A 17,196-nucleotide genomic window follows, 5' to 3' on the forward strand; every position below is an offset into this window, starting at 1 on the left:
ACCGGCACCCCAAACGTCTTTAAAGTTTCAGAAGCATAGCTCTGCAGTTTATCAATTCGCCTTTTCGCCCGGCTTTCCCTTTTAAATTACGGATGAATTTAAAAAAATTCCTATAAATTGTCTGATGCTGGCAATTTTACGATAACCTCGGTGCCTTCGCCCTTCTTGCTTTTAAACGCGATCGAGCCGTTCATCGCCTCGACAATCCGGAAGGTAACCATGAGTCCCAGGCCGGTGCCTTTGGTCTTATTGGAATAATACGGTTCGCCCAGCCGGGCCAGCTCGCTGGCCTTCATGCCTTCCCCGTTGTCGACGACACTGACCAGAATATACTCGCCCGACTTCCAGGCAGTAACGGTAATCAGCCCTTCCTCCCCCAACGATTCAATGCTGTTCTTGATCAGATTGATAAAGGCTTGCTTGAATTTGGAGGCGCTACCCTTTACATGCAGGCCGTCCGCCAGTTTCAGCTGCACGCTTCCGCCCTGCAGATTAGCCAGTGGCATAAGCACGCCGGTTACATGCCTCAGCTCGCCGCCAACGTCAAATACATCCACCGTATCCATTCCCGGCTTGGCGAAAGTCAGAAAATCGGTGATAATGCCCGAAGCCCGGTCCAGCTCCTCCATGGCCAGCTGCAGATATTCCTTTTCTTTTTTGCCGGAGCGCTGTCCGAGCAGCTGCAGAAATCCCCGCGTCACCTGCAGCGGATTGCGCACCTCATGGGCAACGGAGGCGGCCAGCTCGCTGATAATCTCCATTTTCTCCGAACGCTGCAGTTCGTTGTTAAACTGCTCCAGCTCACGCGAATATTTTACGGTCTGACGGAAATTCAAAGCCATTTTCCGGCCGACCACCGCGATCAGCGACAAAGTGAACACTACCATGCCCCATTTCCACCAGATAAGATGATAGAGGCCACCCGTATAAAAATAGAGGGCCACCTCGCTGACGAGCATTGCCGAAAACACCGTGAAGCCGGCGGAAAACACAAAAGCTTCCGTGCTGCCTTTATAAGCATGAATGAGCGCCAGATAGAGCAGATACATGAACTGCACGATCATTAAGACCCCCAATATATTCGTGGAGATCGGCTTATATATGGGGTCCAGTTGATACGACGAGATGACATTAAAGACCAGGAGCAGCAGACCGGCTGCGGAATAGGTTACCTGGAACCGGCGGAACCAGGGCAGCAGGCTCTTGGGGCCTTGCGCAAAGTTATGGCCGAAAAAGATCGTGAACGCCGGAAGCAGCACAAACAAAGCCACATCGTTGATAATTTCAATCGAGCGGCCATGACTTTTCATCAAGATCGGCATAAACGACGAATAGGTGATCAGTACTCCGCCGTAAGAGAAAATGACTACTGTCAGCCAGTAGCCTCCGGCGAAAATCTCCTGGCGCAGGCAGAGCAGGCAGACCAGCAGGGCAACGGCGATAAACAGCATGGCGGAGCCGATAACCATATCCATCAGATCTTCCTTGACGTATATCGTAAGCAATTGCTTATAGCTTCCGAACCGTGCTTTTCCTTCCAGTCCGAATCCTTTGTCACCGCCGCTGCTCCACACATAGACTTGCTTGGACGCAGCCGTCTCCGGCAGCGGGATGATCACCTTGCGGCCGTTATAGCCTTCATTTTCGCCTGCAGCATAAATCAGCTTCTGGTCCACATATACTTTCAGCTCGCTGCCATAGAGCTTCCCGAGGAGCAGTGCGTCCCCTACAGCATCTGCCGGCAGCGTAAAACGCAGCCACGCTCCCGTGGCATTTCCAGGCGCCTGCGGCCGGCTTCCGCCTTCACGCATGTGCTCCCATTGCCCGTCCGGCAGCGCGGCGGCGGAAGCCGAATCCCCCCGGGAGGAATCCCACGCGTAGTCCCAATTATGCAAAGCCACGCCTGTCTGTCCGCTGCGGCTCCAGAACAGAATCGGAACTGCGGCAGAGAGCAGGAGCAGGACAACGAGGAATAACATTCCCGCCGTTTTATTCGTTGATGGCCTCTTCATCCCGGCACCTCAAAAGTTTATGATTTATTCGTTCAGTATGTCCAAAGATTCATATGGTTGTTAGTTTCGACAACGTTCGCGGTTTCCCTGCCTGACGCGGCAAATAACGACGAAGACGGCCGTTTCTTGTCAAATTCTGCATGCCCGGCGGTTATTTTCCTCTCCGGTTGATTATATTATAGACATGTTTGCCCTCGTCCCGGGGATTCGCCTTGTCCCAGACGGGTATAAAAGAATTATAACCAAAGTCTAATTCCGGCAAAGGAGCTGAACGGCTATGGGCAATGAATTTAACAAAACAGAAGCCGATTTTGTATATGAACGTTATAAGACGATGGGCGGCGGTACCCCGGAGGAAGACATTCCGCTGGAGGAGCTGCGGCCGCTGGGCACGATCACTTCGCAGGGAAGGAGCGACCCGGACATTCCGGCCAATGACCGGCCGCTGGAATCCGCATTCACCCGTCACGAACCGGTCGGCTCCGTGCCCGTCGACTTTGACGGCGTGCCCGATGACGGATCCGACCCTGCGCTGACGGGTGACCATATTCTGGCCGCAGACATCGGCCTGAACTCACCGGAGCCCGCGCTGGGTCCGCGGGCGGAGCGCCACGGCGTCCGCACCGCGGAGACGGCGCCTGGCCGAGACGAGGTGCTCGCCTCGGATGCGCTCGCGGCCGCCGGCGCCGCCGGGTTGACCGGCGGGCTTGGCGATTACGCAGCCGGCGAGGAGCAATATACCGACGAGGCGGACGAGCCGCCGCTCGAGGACGTTCCCGACGCTGACGAGCTCTTCCCTGGCTCGGCAGTGGATCCCGCCGCGCCACCGGTCGACGCCATGCCGGGAACCGATGTGCTGAACGGTTCGAACGGCGAGGACGAGTAAGCCGCCAGGCACCGGAGCTGCGGCAGAGCAAGCGGCCGGAGTGCCGGCCTGGTATGCAAGACGCCCCCATTCCCGCGGAGTACGCGGAGATGGGGGCGTCTTTTTTTGACAAAGATGCGGAAAAGCGAGCGTGGCTGGTTCGGCGCAGCGATGCGCTTTCCCGTCAGCCCCAGGTCAAGCCATCGGCGCGGAAGCGCCGCTTTCGCCCTCCTGTACCTTCTCGTGCAGCTCCGGCTCCAGCTTCGACTTCAGGCGCGACAGTTTCACAAGCACCGCCGAAACCAACAGCAGCAGGCCGTTGATGACGAAGACGCCGCGGATCGGCATCATTCCGCCGAGGAGGCCGCCGATGATCGGGCCGGCCATGGTTGCCAGCTGGGAAGCGGACTGGTTCAACCCGAACGCACGGCCGCGGAAGCCCGGCTCGATCGTCTTGACGATCATCGCATTCACCGAAGGAATGACCCCGGCGTAGAACAAGCCGTACACAAACCGCAGGGCGGCGAATTCCACGTACCCGGAGACAAAATACTGCAGAATATTGCCGATGCCACCGCCGATCAGGCCGAGGAACAAAATCATTCCGAAGCCCTTGCGGGTGCCGAGCCGACCCCACAGCGGGGCCATGATTACCGTAGCGATGCCCACCGCCGAGAAGACGATCCCGGCCTGCAGTGTAGCGGAATCCTTGGAGATGCCCATATCCAGCAAATAAATCGGCAGCAGCGGCTCCAGAATCATCACCGAAAAGGTCGCGATCCCCGACAGGCTGAGCAGCGTCATAAACGCGCTGTTGCTCCGCGCTTCGCGGATATCGTCCATGACATGCGAGCGTTTCGCCGAGCGGTCGAAATTATGCTCCTTCGCAAACAGGGTCGCGATCATCGCCGCCACCAAAACGATGGCGGAGGAAAACAAAAAGGCGGTGCGGTTATCCGAATAGTAGCTGACCACCCCGCCGATCAATGGACCGACGATGCTGCCGGTGGCGCCGGCCGTCGACATGATGCTGAGGGCGTAGCCCGTTTTTTCATCCGGCGTATTGGTCGCTACGAGCGCAATCGAAGCCGGGACGAAGCCGGCAAGCAGGCCCTGAAAGATCCGGACCACGACGAACACATACGGATCGTGCACAAAATAATTGATCAGATACAGCGCCGCCAGGCTGAAGCCCGAACGGATCAGCATCGGTTTGCGGCCGTATTTGTCGGACAGCGAACCCCAGTACGGGGAGATCAGCGCGCTGGCCAGAAAGGTAATCCCAAAGCTGATGCCGGACCACGCTTCGAGATGGGAATGGACCCCAAGGTCGTCGCTCAAAAAAATAGACATAAACGGAATGGAGATCGAATACGCCATGCTGCAAAAAAACACGCCCGTCCATAGCACAGCCAGGTTCCGCTTCCACGATAATTGCAATCTGTCCACATCCTCTCTACGTTTCGATGGAAGCCATTTTTACATTGTAGACCCATTTTCTGAAGCTGCCAATGTCAGGACGAAGCCGTCATTTTGCAAATCCATGAACAAAGCGGGTATGATGGGTACTGGAAAAGCAAACTTGCCGCAAGGAGAGATGGATTGTGAAGTTTCGTTTTAAACGGGGAATTACTGCCGGATTTTTGCTGATACTGGCACTGGCGCTCGTCTCCGGCTGCGGAAACAAACCCGAAGCAGAGAACGGCCAAACCGGGAGCAACAAAGCGTTGAACAGCGGTACGGCCGCCGGCCCGGCCAGCCATCCGGTCGTTACGATCGAGATGGATAACGGAGGCATCATCAAAGCCGAGCTGTATCCCGAGATTGCCCCGAATACCGTCAACAATTTCATATCCCTGATTTCCAAGGGTTTTTATGACGGAACCATCTTTCACCGCGTCATTCCCGGCTTTATGATTCAGGGCGGGGACCCTGACGGCACCGGCAAGGGTGGACCCGGCTACAGCATTGCTGGAGAATTTTCGGCGAACGGCTTCACCAACGACCTGAAGCACACCTCAGGCGTATTATCCATGGCCCGGTTAGGGGACAGCATGGACTCCGCCGGCTCGCAATTTTTCATCATGGACGGGGATGCGGCGTCTCTGGACGGCCTGTATGCCGCTTTCGGCAAAGTGACGGAAGGCATGGACGTCGTGAGCGAAATCGTAAATCTGCCGCGCAACGACTTGGACCGTCCGGATCATCCGCCGGTGATAAAAAAGGTAACGGTCGATACGCTCGGCGTCACTTATCCCGAGCCGGCCAAAATGCCGTAAACACACAAAGACACCCGCCCGATCTTCCGTTTAAATCCGGAGGGTCGGGCGGGTGTTTGTTTGTCAGCCCCGTCTGCTGATAGCGTGATGGCCGCCGCGCAGGAAGGTGCTGCGGCTTTGGCGCAGCAATTCGATCCGCTGTTCAGCCAGGCGGTCCGCTGCCGCGGAGGTTGGAATGTTGTTCGTACGGGAAATCTCGATCACGCGCGTAATGCTGTCATAAATTTTGGCAATCTGCTTGAAGGCGCGATCCTTGTTATAGCCGTTCAGCTCGTCGGCAACATTGATGACACCGCCGGCATTGATCACGTAGTCCGGAGCATAGACGATACCCATCTCATGCAGCGCCGCGCCGTGGCATGCCTCCTTAAGCTGGTTATTCGCCGCGCCGGCGATGACCTTTGCCTTCAGGCGCGGCAGCGATTCGTCGTTGATCGTTGCGCCGAGGGCGCAAGGCGCATAAATATCGCATTTCACGCCGATGATCTCGTCCGGATCCACTGCCTGGGCGCCGTAAGCCTCGATTGCACGCTGCACGGCAGGCTTGTGGATGTCGGTAACAATCAGCTTCGCGCCTTCCTCGTGCAGATATTTGCACAGCGTAAAGGAGACGTTGCCCACGCCTTGCACGGCGATGGTTTTACCTTCCAGCGAGTCGGTCCCGAAGGCGGCTTTGGCTGCCGCTTTCATGCCTTGGTAGACGCCGAAAGCCGTGGCCGGGGACGGATTGCCCGACGAGCCGTAGGTCGCGGAGATGCCGGTTACATGATCGGTCTCCTGGTGGATAATGTCCATATCCGCTTCGGTGGTGCCCACATCCTCTGCCGTTATATATCTGCCGTTCAAGCCTTCGACGAACCGGCCGAAGGCGCGGAACATCGCTTCGTTTTTATCCTTGCGCGGATCGCCGATGATTACGGTTTTGCCCCCGCCCAGATTCAGGCCGGACACGGCATTTTTATAGGTCATTCCCCGGGCCAACCGCAGCGCGTCCACGATCGCCTCTTCCTCCGAGGCGTAAGTCCACATTCTGGTTCCGCCCAGTGCGGGGCCCAGCGTCGTGTCATGGATGGCAATAATCGCTTTTAATCCCGATGCCTTGTCCTGGCAAAACAACAGCTGTTCGTAATCTTCCTGCTCCATTGCTGCAAACAATTCCATCTTTTTCATATCTCCCGTCTCACTTCTATCCTAAGGTTAAGAACCCCTACTCACGCTAGTACAACCGAAAAAGATTGTCAATAAACTTTATCCTTTACTGCCAATAGCGGTCGGGGCGGTACTCGATTTCGGACTCGGCCGTAACGGTAAGCCTTCCGGATGCCGCATCGTACTGCACCGGATGGTTGCCGACATAATACCAGTGTTTGACCACCGGGCCGCCCGGCGGTTCTTCGAACCGGAACACGTTGAGTTCCGGCCACAGTTTAAGAATCTCGGCCCCCTGCTCCGAAGATACGCCGGTCAGCGTAATCACCGTTTGCCCGCCCTCGCGCTCCAGGACATATTCCACGCCGTCCGCGCTTGCTGCCAGCATTCTTCCGGTTACCGAATGTTTGACCAGCACTCGTTCATCCTTGTGCATGTGTACCTACCTCCCAAGCCATCCGGCTTCATCGAATTTGCTTCCCACGTTGCGGTCTGTGAAATGCCATTACGGCAGATCAATGACCATCACGAACAGATCATGGATCGCGGCAATCGTCAGGGGACCGGGTGCTTCGATCCGGGCATGATCGCCCGGCTGCAGCGGCTCATCCGCTCCCAGCCCGGCCAGTCCTTCGATGACATACACAAACACCCGGCGTCCCGGCGCTTGCCGCAGCTCCAGTCGTCCTCCCGCCTGCGCCTTCCCCAGATAAATCGTCAGATCCTGGGCGATGTCCACCGTCTCTTCCGAGCGTTCAGGCGCGACGACCGGGAGCAGCCGTCCGTCCAGCTTTTGCGGATCAAAACCGCCGGTGCGGTAAGACGGTGCCCCGCCGCGACGCCGCGGCATGAACCAGAGCTGAAGCAGCCGGACCGGTTCGTCATCCGATGGATTATGCTCGGTGTGGATGACGCCTGTTCCGGCCGACATGCGCTGTACGCCGCCGAACGATGTCTCCACCACATGGCCAAGGTTGTCTTCATGGCGCAGCGTGCCGCTCAGCACGATGGAGACGATCTCCATATCGCTGTGCGGGTGGGCGCCGAACCCTTTTCCCGGAGCGATCGTGTCGTCATTGCAGACCCGCATCGGTCCGAATGCGGTATTGTCCGGGTCATAATAGTCGCCGAACGAAAACAAATGCGCGCCTTTCAGCCAGCCATAATCGAATCGGTGCGCAGCTTCTGCGGCATATCGTTCAATCATGGAAATCCCTCCTTTTCGTCTTCCTCATTTTAACAGACCGCATACCGAAACCAAAAAACAGGCTCATCCTCCGTCATGGAGAACGAGCCTGCTTGCATATGCCGGAAGTACCAGTTTAGCCCTCGAAGGAATTCCATTGCACGACGGATTCCAGCGGCAGCCGCACCGTCGGATGTCCCTCCACAGCCGCTTTGCCGAGCGCGATCAGCATGACCGTCTCGTAGCGTTCCGGAATTTGGAACAGCTCCCGGAAAGCAGCGGGGTTGAACCCGCCCATCGGCACAGTGTCATAGCCGCGGGCTTTGGCGGCAAGCATCAGCTGCATCGACACCAGGCCGCCGTCGATCAGCGCGATCTCCTTGCGCTTCTGGTCCGGCATGGATGAGTAGCCCTCGCGGCTGCGCTTCGCCATCGCCAGTCCCAGATCGGACGGCATGATGCCTTTGGCGATCGCCGATTCATAGATAACATCGGCATTCTCATAGGCGTGAACGTCGCCGAGCACCGCAATGGTCGCGGAAGCGTCCACGACCTGCTGCTGGTTGTTGGCGACCGGCAGCAGTTTTGCTTTTACTTCCGGATCAGTGATGACGATAAAACGCCAAGGCTGAAGGTTCGAGGAAGACGGAGCCAGGATTGCTTCATTCAAAATCTCCTGAATCTCCTCATTTGAAATCACCCAGGACGGGTCGTACTTGCGCACCGAATGTCGATCGCGGATCACTTTCCCGAATTCGGTTTCGGGTTTCAGCCCAGTGGACATGGTTTTGATCTCCTCTCGTCTACCCTATTTTTTTCTCTTCAATTGCAACTGTTATTTTATACGCACAGTATACGTTAAGCCAAGATTTGCTGTCAACAACCTGCCCTTCGCATCAGATCGGCCAGCGTATAATTCTCCAATACGCCCAATACGCTGCGGTCCATTTCCTCCAGCACTTCCCCGCATGCCGACTTCATCCGTTCGCCAAATTCGCCGTCGGGCATCGTGCCGCTGACCGCACGGCTGCAGGACTCGCCGACCTCAAGCGCCAGATAGACTTCGGCCAGCGTAAGCTCTTCGGGCTTGCGGTTCAGCAGATAACCGCCGTCCCGGCCCTCGCGGGTTACCAGAATGCCTTCGCGGGTCAGATTGGCCATGATTCGCCGCAGCAGCGTCGCATCCGACGCCAGCCGGCCGGCGAGCTCGCAGCTGGAACAAGTCTCCTTCTTCTGCCCCAGCAGGACAAGCGCCTGGAGCACCAGTCCGAATGCCCGATGCTGGTAAGCGCCGTCGCTTCGTATTTTTGCCATGTCTCTCGCTCCTTCTTGCGGATCTTTCCAAGTAAAGTATAGATTGTGCTGTTGTTTTTGGCAAAGGGCTGGCCGCTCCATTCGCCGCGAACTCATTCATAAGCCTGCCGGAACTAAAGACGCCGCCGGATTGGTTTCCGGCGGCGCGCTTTTTCTCTAGCGGTTAGGTGTTTACGAATTGATCAAATCGGCTTGGATCAGCAGGCGGCGGATCATTGCCGCGGCTTCGGCCCGGGTCAAGGTAGCGCCCGGCTTCAGTTCACCGCCGCTGCCCTTGATCCATCCCTGGCCGACGGCTGCGGCTACGGCTTCCTTCGCCCAGGCCCCGACCTTGCCGGCATCGCCGAACGCGGACAGAACCGCCTGCGGATCGGCCGGAGTCCGGCTTTGCCCCAGCAAAGCCGCAGCCCGGTTCAGCACGACCATGGCTTCGGCGCGGCTGATGGATGCGCCCGGCTTGAAGCTTCCGTCGGCATAACCGCCGATCAGGCCGCGGGACTCCGCGGTTTGCACGCCGCCTGCGTACCAGGCCGAGGCGGACACATCCGTCGGCAGGGAAGCCGTGGACTGCGTAGAACCGTAAAGTCCAAGCCCGCGCAGCAGCACGGTGACAAATTCGGCCCGGCTGATGCTGCGGTCCGGCTCAAAGCGGTTTGCGGAAGCACCCTGAATCACCAGCCTGGAAGCCAGATCGGCGACATCCGCCCGGCTCCAGTGTTTTTCCGTATCGGCAAACGATTTGGCACTGTAGATCACGGCGTATACGCTGTTGCTCATGCTGTTGACCACGGCCGAATAGCTGCCGTCGCTCCCTTGAACCACGCGGGTCGGAATATGCTTCAGGCTGCCGTCTTCGCCCATCACGACTGCCGTCGTAATCCGTCCGGGATCCGTCCCTTCCGGAATGGCAATGCTGCGTTCCACATAATTGTTGAAACGGTCAATGGCTACCTGATGCCCGTTGTATTCGGCGCTTACCTTAAATTCAACCGGCGCGGAAACCAAGGAAGCCGTTTGCATCTGCGCGGCCTTCTGCGCTGCAGCGGCCGCATCAGCATCCGCCTCATTGAGGGAAATATCGATGGTAATCGCGGATAACGCATTCTCCGCGCCCAGCTTCTTGGCAACCTCGTCGATCTGAATCATCGGGGCCGGAAGGACATAGGAAGCGAACGGGGTCTTTACTTCAACCTCAGCTTTTCCGCTTTCCATCGCTTTGACCAGCGTTCCGTTCAGTTTGCCGACGACTTTATCCGCCAAGGAACTGTTCAGGGCAAGCGTCAGACGGGTTTGCCCCTGCTGCCCGATCTGTGCCAAGGCTTTATCGTTGTCTACCTTGATCGTGGTCACGGTCCGGCCGTTCACCGCATCGCTTGAGGCACTGGCATAGGATGGCTGCTCCTTGCCGCCTAAGTAGACCTTTACATCCGAAAGCGACGGCAGCTTGCCGGAATCGTCGCTGCGGGCTGGAATAACGGTAACTGCGCCACCGGTCACCGCCGTTTGCAGCGCCTCGGCGGCGGCATCCGCCCCGAAATTCACGCCGGCGAACAACAGCTGCTCCGGGTCGCCGCTTGCCAGCGTGAAGCCCGTGTCGCCGGTCGCTCCCTTCGCTTTTACATGAATGACAAACAGTTCCCGATCGCCCAGAATCGGATGCTCCGTCTCGCCGCCCGCGCTGGTGTCGATCCAGGCCACCCGCAGCCAGCCTTCCTTATTGTCGATATTGGAACTGAAGTACCCTTTCGGATCTGCAAGTCCGGCGTCTTTGTCCGTATTGCCGTACACCGAGGAAAGGCCGCTCACCTCCAAACGCGCGGGATCGAAATTGAGCTGCAGATTATACGAGTAAATGCCTTGGACGGCGGTAACCTTCACCGGAACTGTACTGATCGAGCCCGTGGACAGCGACACATCGCCAATAGTCAGCTTAACGGCCGGTCCGGCCGATTCGGCAGCTGCGATAGGCGGAACGCCGCCCGTCCAGGACAGCATAAACGCTAACAGCAGGACGAATGCCGTTTGGATCATCCTTAATGACTTGAACATAATGAAATTCCTCCTGTTGTTGTACACATTCACTGTTGCGGTTAGTTCGTATGCGTGCCGAAGTATTGCAGCGTCCCTTTTGGATACACCGTCCACTGATTCAACCGGAAGGTCGGCGAGCCGCCGTACGTGCCCGGTTTACGGACAATCGTGCCGCCATTCGGAAGGAATGGGCTTGGTCCGGCAGCGGTAGGATCGCCGAGCACATCGATCACTTTGCCGGAGGGGTCGGTGATTACCAGCGCGTTCAATGTGAACGAGTTCGGATCATAAAGCACCAAATCAACCTCGTTAAGATACCAGATCGGTAGTTCACCCGGATCCATGGCGCTGTAATACGTTGCGTTGATGCCGAGGTTCAGTGGGTTATTCGTCCAGGAATTGATCAGTTTAATGGAATCGGTGACGACCTTACCCGTCGATTTCATATACTTGTAAGCAACCAGATTATAATTATCATAGCTGGCGTTCGGAACCGAGCTGTAGATCTCATAAGCGATCCGCTCGTTCCCGGCATTCAGGTATTCCGAGAAAAACGGCCCCGGAATCGCCGCCGACGTCGTGAATCTCCAGTCGGTCTTGCCGGAAATCGCCGGGCTGTCGCCGCCCTGGGCGCCGGCGAAAGCGCCCTTGTCCACCAGTACATAATAAGCCGTGGCATCAAGCAGCCAATTCGGCGTGATGTTTACTGTATTTCCGGAAATCGATACCTTGGTGCTGTCAGCGGCATCGATCTGCTGTACCAGGCTATCGTCGGACGCCTTGTAGATCAGAATCTTCTTCCCGCTTACGCCGGAGGAGATCGTTTTATCATAGGCGATGCTCAGCACGCCGCGTTTATCCGCGTCCGTATTGCCGGGTTGCGGAGCCAGAGCGGTGACCTTTGGACCGATATTGCCGACGATAGTCATGGTTCCGGACGTGGCGGGTTTACCGCTGGCCAGCGCACCGGCTGCCGCCGTCACGCTGAAATCGGTAACGGTGCCAGTAAATGGAGTTCCGTCGTAACCCAGCGTCAGGAACGCGCTGTCGCCGCTGGAGTATGCGGCGCTGGAGATCGTTACGCCGGCAGGCGCATGATTCAGTGTAAAGTCCGCTCCCGTTAATGTTTCTTTGAAGGTATCGCCGTTCATCGACAGCAGGAGTACCGCGCCGTTATCCGCGATCATCTGGGCAGCCGAGAAGTCGCTGCTCAGATTCTGCGCATTAAATCCGCGAGGGTCCGGTGTGGAGAAGCTCCAGCCGGCGGCGGAGATTCCGCCGAACGGATTGCCGCTGCCGTCGGTGAATGCTCCGGCTTCGATTTCGATTCCGTAAGTTGTCAGGTTTAGCAGTCCGGGATTGTGAATCGTGACAGTTTGACCGCTCACCGTAACGGCTTGGGTATCGTCTGCTGCAAATTCCGCCGCCACCGTACCGGTATCGAGATTACGGATGCGCACCTGTTTACCCGGCTTTGCTGCGACCGGTTCGTTGAATGTCGCCATGAAATCCGTGGATAATCCGACGCCTGTCGCTGAAGCTGACGGAAGCTTGCCCGTCAGGACCGGGGCGAGGGTATCCGGGGTAGAGAAGCTCCAGCCGCCGCTTCCCGAGAAACCGGCGAAGTCATTGCCCGCTTCGTCGCGGAATGCGCCGCTGTCGATTTCCACATGGTATGCCGTACCGTCGGCGAGACCGGGATTGGCGATGGTGACTATATTTCCTGCGATCTGCACGAAAGCCGTATCGCCGGCGTTATAGGTTGCAATTGCAGTATGGGTTAAGGCGGGCACAATCCGGATCGATTTACCGGACACCGCCGACACATTTTCACTAAAAGTAAGCACCAGCGGCGTGTTCATTCCCGCTGCAGACGAGGAACGGGCCGGAGAGAAATCCGTCGCCGCCGGCGCCGTTTTATCCGGGACGCTAAAACTCCAATCCGTCGCCTGCGTGAACCCTGCAAAATCATTGCCGGCCAAGTCGGCCAACGCGCCTTCTTCCACCGTGACATAATAATCCGTCTTCTCCTCAAGCTGAAGGCCGGTCAAAGTTACGGCAGTGCCGGCTGCGGCAACATGCGTAATGTCCCCGGCATCCAGTTCGGCTGCCGAGCTGCCGTCATCCGCCCGGTGAATGACGATCTTTTTGCCAGCCGCAGCAAGAACCGGCTCACTGAAGGTCATCTTCAGATCCGCGCCGGACCCGCCCGAAACGCCGCCGTCGGCCGGCAGTGTGGACACAAGCTGCGGCGCAATCGTATCGATCATCGCGAAGCTCCAGTCGGTATTTCCGCTCACCGCCGCGGACGGGTTGCCGGCCGCATCAGTAAACGCCCCGGCCGCCAGATCAATGCGGTAGGTCATATTGGCAAGCAGGCCCGGATTGGCGACGGTTACCCGATTGCCCAGGATCGTGACTTTGTCCGTATCGTCCGCCGGAATAGAAGCCGTCTCAGTATGCGTGGTTTCATTGTAGATTGTAATCGTCTTGCCGGCGGCCGACTGAACCGGTTCGCTGTACGTCAACACCAAGGCGCTGCCCGGCAGTACCTGCTTCGCGTGATTGGACGGCGTCCAGCCGGTTATGGCAGGCGGCGTAATGTCCGCCACCGTAAAGTCCCAGCCGGTCGCCCCGGCAACGCCTTCGGCGAAATTGCCTGCTGCATCGGTAAAGGCGCCTTCCGGCACCGTTACATAATAAGCTTCACTTTCTTCCAGCACAGCCGGTTGGATCGTCACATTTGCCCCCTGAATCGTGACGCGCGACGTATCGTCCGCGGCAATCGTGTCCGCCACGCTGCCATCTGTACGGTGCAGCACAATCGGCTGCCCCGCCGCGGCTCGAACCGGCTCATTGAACGTCAACACCAGATTGCTGCTTGGCAGCACCTGCACGGCATGGGCGGCAGGCAACTTCGCATTCACCCGGGGCCCTATCAGGTCCGGGGTCGATAGCCGCCATACTGTTGCGCCGGTCAGTCCGGCAAAGGGATTGCCCGCCAAATCGACAATGGCGCCGGGTTCGACGGTAACCGCATATTCCGTCAGTTCATCCAGTCCGTGATTCAGCAGCGTGACCTTGTTGCCGCTGATGCTGACATGCGCGGCATCGCTCGCAGAATATTCGCCGACAAGGGTATCGTTATTCTTGCGCAGCACGATTTTGCCGGAGCCGGCAAATACCGGTTCGTTAAAGGCCAATACCCAATCCTCGCCCGACTGCGCTTTGGTCAGCAGGCCGGCCGGGGCCGGAGCGGCCGCCAGCTCGGGAGGCGTCGTATCCGGAATATAGGATGCGGTTGCCAGCACATTCGGCAGCCCCTGGATCACGCCAACACTGGCTTCAGGCGTTACTTCCGCATAGAGATAATGACCGAGGTCATCAGAAGTAATTATGTATGTCCCGGAAGTTGCGCCGGCAATGGCCGTTTTGTCCGATCCGTCCGCTTCTCTGCCCCGGTACCATTGATAGGAAGCACCGGCTTCGGGGTCGTTTTCGACATCGTAATAATCGTAGCGTGCCGTCAACTGCGCGCCAACTTTCAGTTCGCCTTCCATCCGTCCGTTTTTAATGCCCGGACCGTCGTTGGCATCCAGCAAGTTCACAATATACGAGACGTTGGAGGTACTCGTTTTGCCCACGTAATTGGAGAGCAGCGCCGTCGAATCCGCCAGGGTGACTACGCCGTCGCGGTTGATGTCGAGCCGGTTGATTTCCTGCGGAGACAGCGTTAGTTTGCTGTTGACGACCTTGATGATATAAAGCGCATCGGCCGATGTGATTTGCCCGTCGCCGTTGATGTCCCCCGTCTTGGAGACCTCAAGCACCCAGCTATCGACAACCGGAGCCGTCCCGGATTTTTCGGCGCGGAGTTCGATATCGGCCCTGCCTGCTCCTAGCACATTCAGGATTAATATTTTTCCATCGATGGATGCCGTCACCAAAGGGCTTTTGGATAGGGCAGACCATTGCATGGAATTGTCGAAATTCCACGAATGATGTTCAGTCAGGTCAATCCGAATGGTCGTGCCTGACACTTGGATAGGGGTTCCACCGTTGTTGAGCCAACCGATGCCCGTACTGTTAACCGGGTCCAAAATAGCTGCAGAAGATGCGGGAGCTGCCGAGACCACGCCTCCCAGCGGCGCAGCGGCCAACAATGTGCACAGCAACAGCAGTTTGGTTCGATGTCTTGCAAATTGGGGATGATGGTACAATGCGTTTTTCATGCTGTACACTTTCCTTTCCTGATATCCTCAACCTCGAGGCTGACTTCATAAAAAATTCTCCCTGCTATCCATATTTCGGACTAATGTGTGACTTTTGTTATAGACGAACAATATAATTTGCACAAAATAAAAAGCCAACCCGGGTTTAAAGTCCCGATTTGGCTTTTATAATCAGAAATTGGCATATTTTGTCGATGAACTCATTCGAATTCGCTCCAGCCGATTGCAGCTGCTGCTTCACGAATTCCGATTTCAGTTTAAATAACAGCAAAAAAAGCGAAGGTCATCCCCTATCGGCCGCAATCTGCAGCCTGTAAGCAACCGCGGTAACGGGTGCAGGGGAATTGCCTTCGCTTTGTTTTCTCAAAAAAGATTGCTTACAGCTTGGAGATCGTTTCGGTCAAGACCGGCACGATTTGCGATTTGCGGGATACAACGCCCTTCAGAACCGCTTTATTGTCGTCCAGCTTCACGCCATAAGCCTGCTCTACCGCACCGGCCAGCTTGCCGAGCGCCAGGCCGACGGAGTCGTTGTTCAGGATGTCGGTTACGACAAACAGGAACAAGTCCAGGCCTTTGTTAGAGACGATCAGGTTCAGTGCATCTTCCAGTTCTGCTTGCTTGGAGAGCACGTCATTGATGTCTACGGCATTGACTTGGGCAATCTCGACTTTATGAGCGCCCATCGTAAACTCCTTGGAATCAAGGGAAATCAGTTGTGCAATGCTCTTGTCGCTGAGGTCGGCGCCGGCTTTCAGCATTTCCAGGCCGTAGCTGTCTTTGTCGACTCCGGCGATTTCAGCCAGTTCCGTTGCCGCGGCAATGTCTTCCGGCGTGCAGGTCGGCGATTTGAACAGCAAGGAGTCGGAAACGATGGCAGACAGCATAAGTCCGGCAATGGCCTTCGGAATGGCTACGCCGTTCTCTTTGTACAGCTTGTTCAGAATCGTTGCGGTGCAGCCCACCGGTTCTGCGCGGTAGTACAGCGGATGCGCGGTTTCAAAGTTGGCGATCCGGTGATGGTCGATAACCTCCACCACGCGTACTTGATCGATATCGCCGGCGCTTTGCTGGCGTTCGTTATGGTCAACCAGGATGACCTGTTTGGCTTCTTCTGCCACTTTCTCCACGTGGCGCGGAGCTTCCACGCCGAAATAGTTCAGGGCAAAAGCGGTTTCTCCGCCGACTTCGCCCAGGCGAACCGCTTCAGCGTCCCAGCCCAGTTCTTTCTTGAGCGCAGCGTAGGCAATTGCCGAACAAATCGTATCCGTATCCGGATTTTTGTGTCCAAAAACGAGCGTTTTTTCCATTTCCAATCTCCTTACTTAGGTTTTTGTGAACTAAATATACCATAGATCGGCAGGAACAAGCCAGACTCTAGCTTTCTGACCAAGTGATAGTGAAGATGTTGAAGCCGGGCTTGGCCGTCGAAGGCTTGCCGACAATGGATACCGGACTGGTGCCGCCGAGTCTGCCGCTGATTTTGACGGAGCTGGCGCTTACGGACTGCGAGGCATTGTCAAGCCGTTTAATTCGGGCATATTCACTGTACACGAAACCCATCGTATCCAGCGTTTCCTGCGTCGAATAGCTGAACGCCGCTTTTTTCACCCCGTTTGCATTGGTGTCCACGGTAATGGTCAACACGGCATCCTGCGGGATCGGAAAATCCGCCGGCAGGTTAACCGGCCGGGCCACTGTTTCTACCGGCGTGCCGCCGGAATTGCCGGAGCCGGAGCTGCCCGATGAACCGGCGTTTACCGCACCTTCGCCGATCCTTACCTTGCCGTTTGCGGCGTCATAGTAGACGGGTACATGCAGGGCGTCGGCGACCGAGCGGACCGGCAGATAGGTCAGGCCGTTGTAGGTGATCGGCGTCAGCGTTTTGCCGTTGCCGTCCCTCAGCCAATACGGGCTGCCGTCGACCACGACGCCGATGCCATGATTCAGGTAAGCCTTGATTTGCTCCAGCTTGGTTCCCGCATAGACCCCGGCCGAGCCGGTGACGGCCATGCCTGCAGCCACAAGGGCGATCAGCCATTTTTTATTGTTCATCGCAATCCTCTCCCTGGTACGAATAGTTTTGGGCGCTGCTATAACCTCGTAATATATTTAACACGGGGAGAGG

The 17,196-nt window shown here is 56.9% G+C and carries 13 protein-coding genes; 2 read left to right on the forward strand and 11 right to left on the reverse strand.

Annotated elements, in window-relative coordinates; translation table 11 throughout:
* Positions 1 to 110 precede the first annotated feature (110 nt).
* Complete coding sequence (locus BMW84_RS14230) at positions 111 to 2,012, reverse strand: sensor histidine kinase (RefSeq protein ID WP_091069509.1); 1,902 nt, start codon at positions 2,010 to 2,012, stop codon at positions 111 to 113.
* A gap of 277 nt (positions 2,013 to 2,289) precedes the next feature.
* Here BMW84_RS14230 and BMW84_RS14235 point away from each other — a divergent pair, with 277 nt between their 5' ends.
* Positions 2,290 to 2,898, forward strand: a complete 609-nt coding sequence (locus BMW84_RS14235) for a hypothetical protein (RefSeq protein ID WP_091069511.1) — start codon at positions 2,290 to 2,292, stop codon at positions 2,896 to 2,898.
* Between the two features lie 174 nt (positions 2,899 to 3,072).
* Here BMW84_RS14235 and BMW84_RS14240 read toward each other — a convergent pair whose 3' ends face one another.
* On the reverse strand, positions 3,073 to 4,317 hold the full coding sequence (locus tag BMW84_RS14240; protein ID WP_091069513.1) for an MFS transporter: 1,245 nt from the start codon (positions 4,315 to 4,317) through the stop codon (positions 3,073 to 3,075).
* 164 nt (positions 4,318 to 4,481) lie between these two features.
* Between BMW84_RS14240 and BMW84_RS14245 the strand changes: the two genes are divergently transcribed.
* Positions 4,482 to 5,156, forward strand: a complete 675-nt coding sequence (locus BMW84_RS14245; protein WP_091069515.1) for a peptidylprolyl isomerase — start codon at positions 4,482 to 4,484, stop codon at positions 5,154 to 5,156.
* Positions 5,157 to 5,219: 63 nt separating this feature from the next.
* Here the strand turns inward: BMW84_RS14245 and BMW84_RS14250 are convergent, their stop codons facing one another.
* From BMW84_RS14250 to BMW84_RS14290, 9 genes are all read right to left on the reverse strand, one after another.
* Positions 5,220 to 6,317: a Glu/Leu/Phe/Val family dehydrogenase gene (locus BMW84_RS14250; RefSeq protein WP_091069516.1), complete on the reverse strand. Its 1,098-nt coding sequence runs from the start codon at positions 6,315 to 6,317 to the stop codon at positions 5,220 to 5,222.
* A 94-nt stretch (positions 6,318 to 6,411) separates the two neighbouring features.
* Positions 6,412 to 6,741, reverse strand: a complete 330-nt coding sequence (locus BMW84_RS14255) for a BTB/POZ domain-containing protein (protein WP_091069518.1) — start codon at positions 6,739 to 6,741, stop codon at positions 6,412 to 6,414.
* Between the two features lie 69 nt (positions 6,742 to 6,810).
* On the reverse strand, positions 6,811 to 7,512 hold the full coding sequence (locus BMW84_RS14260; protein WP_091069519.1) for a pirin family protein: 702 nt from the start codon (positions 7,510 to 7,512) through the stop codon (positions 6,811 to 6,813).
* A 115-nt stretch (positions 7,513 to 7,627) separates the two neighbouring features.
* Positions 7,628 to 8,275, reverse strand: coding sequence for a nitroreductase family protein (locus tag BMW84_RS14265; RefSeq protein WP_091069521.1), 648 nt, complete (start codon positions 8,273 to 8,275; stop codon positions 7,628 to 7,630).
* 92 nt (positions 8,276 to 8,367) lie between these two features.
* Positions 8,368 to 8,805 carry an Rrf2 family transcriptional regulator gene (locus BMW84_RS14270; protein WP_091069522.1) on the reverse strand — a complete coding sequence of 146 codons (438 nt, stop codon included), beginning with the start codon at positions 8,803 to 8,805 and terminating at the stop codon, positions 8,368 to 8,370.
* 171 nt (positions 8,806 to 8,976) lie between these two features.
* Positions 8,977 to 10,854: an S-layer homology domain-containing protein gene (locus BMW84_RS14275; RefSeq protein ID WP_091069524.1), complete on the reverse strand. Its 1,878-nt coding sequence runs from the start codon at positions 10,852 to 10,854 to the stop codon at positions 8,977 to 8,979.
* A 41-nt stretch (positions 10,855 to 10,895) separates the two neighbouring features.
* A complete protein-coding gene (locus BMW84_RS14280; RefSeq protein ID WP_091069525.1) occupies positions 10,896 to 15,068 on the reverse strand; it encodes an Ig-like domain-containing protein in 4,173 nt (1,390 codons plus the stop codon).
* 377 nt (positions 15,069 to 15,445) lie between these two features.
* A complete protein-coding gene (locus BMW84_RS14285; protein ID WP_091069527.1) occupies positions 15,446 to 16,378 on the reverse strand; it encodes a manganese-dependent inorganic pyrophosphatase in 933 nt (310 codons plus the stop codon).
* 67 nt (positions 16,379 to 16,445) lie between these two features.
* On the reverse strand, positions 16,446 to 17,123 hold the full coding sequence (locus tag BMW84_RS14290) for a hypothetical protein (protein ID WP_091069529.1): 678 nt from the start codon (positions 17,121 to 17,123) through the stop codon (positions 16,446 to 16,448).
* Positions 17,124 to 17,196 lie beyond the last annotated feature (73 nt).

The sequence above is a fragment of the Paenibacillus sp. NFR01 genome (assembly GCF_900111565.1).
GTDB lineage: Bacteria > Bacillota > Bacilli > Paenibacillales > Paenibacillaceae > Paenibacillus_AQ.

Bases quoted from the DNA above. Each gene is read 5' to 3' on its own strand.
- BMW84_RS14230 (WP_091069509.1), bottom strand. From the start codon at position 2,012: ATGAAGAGGCCATCAACGAATAAAACGGCGGGAATGTTATTCCTCGTT.
- BMW84_RS14235 (WP_091069511.1), top strand. From the start codon at position 2,290: ATGGGCAATGAATTTAACAAAACAGAAGCCGATTTTGTATATGAACGT.
- BMW84_RS14250 (WP_091069516.1), bottom strand. From the start codon at position 6,317: ATGGAATTGTTTGCAGCAATGGAGCAGGAAGATTACGAACAGCTGTTG.
- BMW84_RS14255 (WP_091069518.1), bottom strand. From the start codon at position 6,741: ATGCACAAGGATGAACGAGTGCTGGTCAAACATTCGGTAACCGGAAGA.
- BMW84_RS14260 (WP_091069519.1), bottom strand. From the start codon at position 7,512: ATGATTGAACGATATGCCGCAGAAGCTGCGCACCGATTCGATTATGGC.
- BMW84_RS14265 (WP_091069521.1), bottom strand. From the start codon at position 8,275: ATGTCCACTGGGCTGAAACCCGAAACCGAATTCGGGAAAGTGATCCGC.
- BMW84_RS14270 (WP_091069522.1), bottom strand. From the start codon at position 8,805: ATGGCAAAAATACGAAGCGACGGCGCTTACCAGCATCGGGCATTCGGA.
- BMW84_RS14275 (WP_091069524.1), bottom strand. From the start codon at position 10,854: ATGTTCAAGTCATTAAGGATGATCCAAACGGCATTCGTCCTGCTGTTA.
- BMW84_RS14280 (WP_091069525.1), bottom strand. From the start codon at position 15,068: ATGAAAAACGCATTGTACCATCATCCCCAATTTGCAAGACATCGAACC.
- BMW84_RS14285 (WP_091069527.1), bottom strand. From the start codon at position 16,378: ATGGAAAAAACGCTCGTTTTTGGACACAAAAATCCGGATACGGATACG.
- BMW84_RS14290 (WP_091069529.1), bottom strand. From the start codon at position 17,123: ATGAACAATAAAAAATGGCTGATCGCCCTTGTGGCTGCAGGCATGGCC.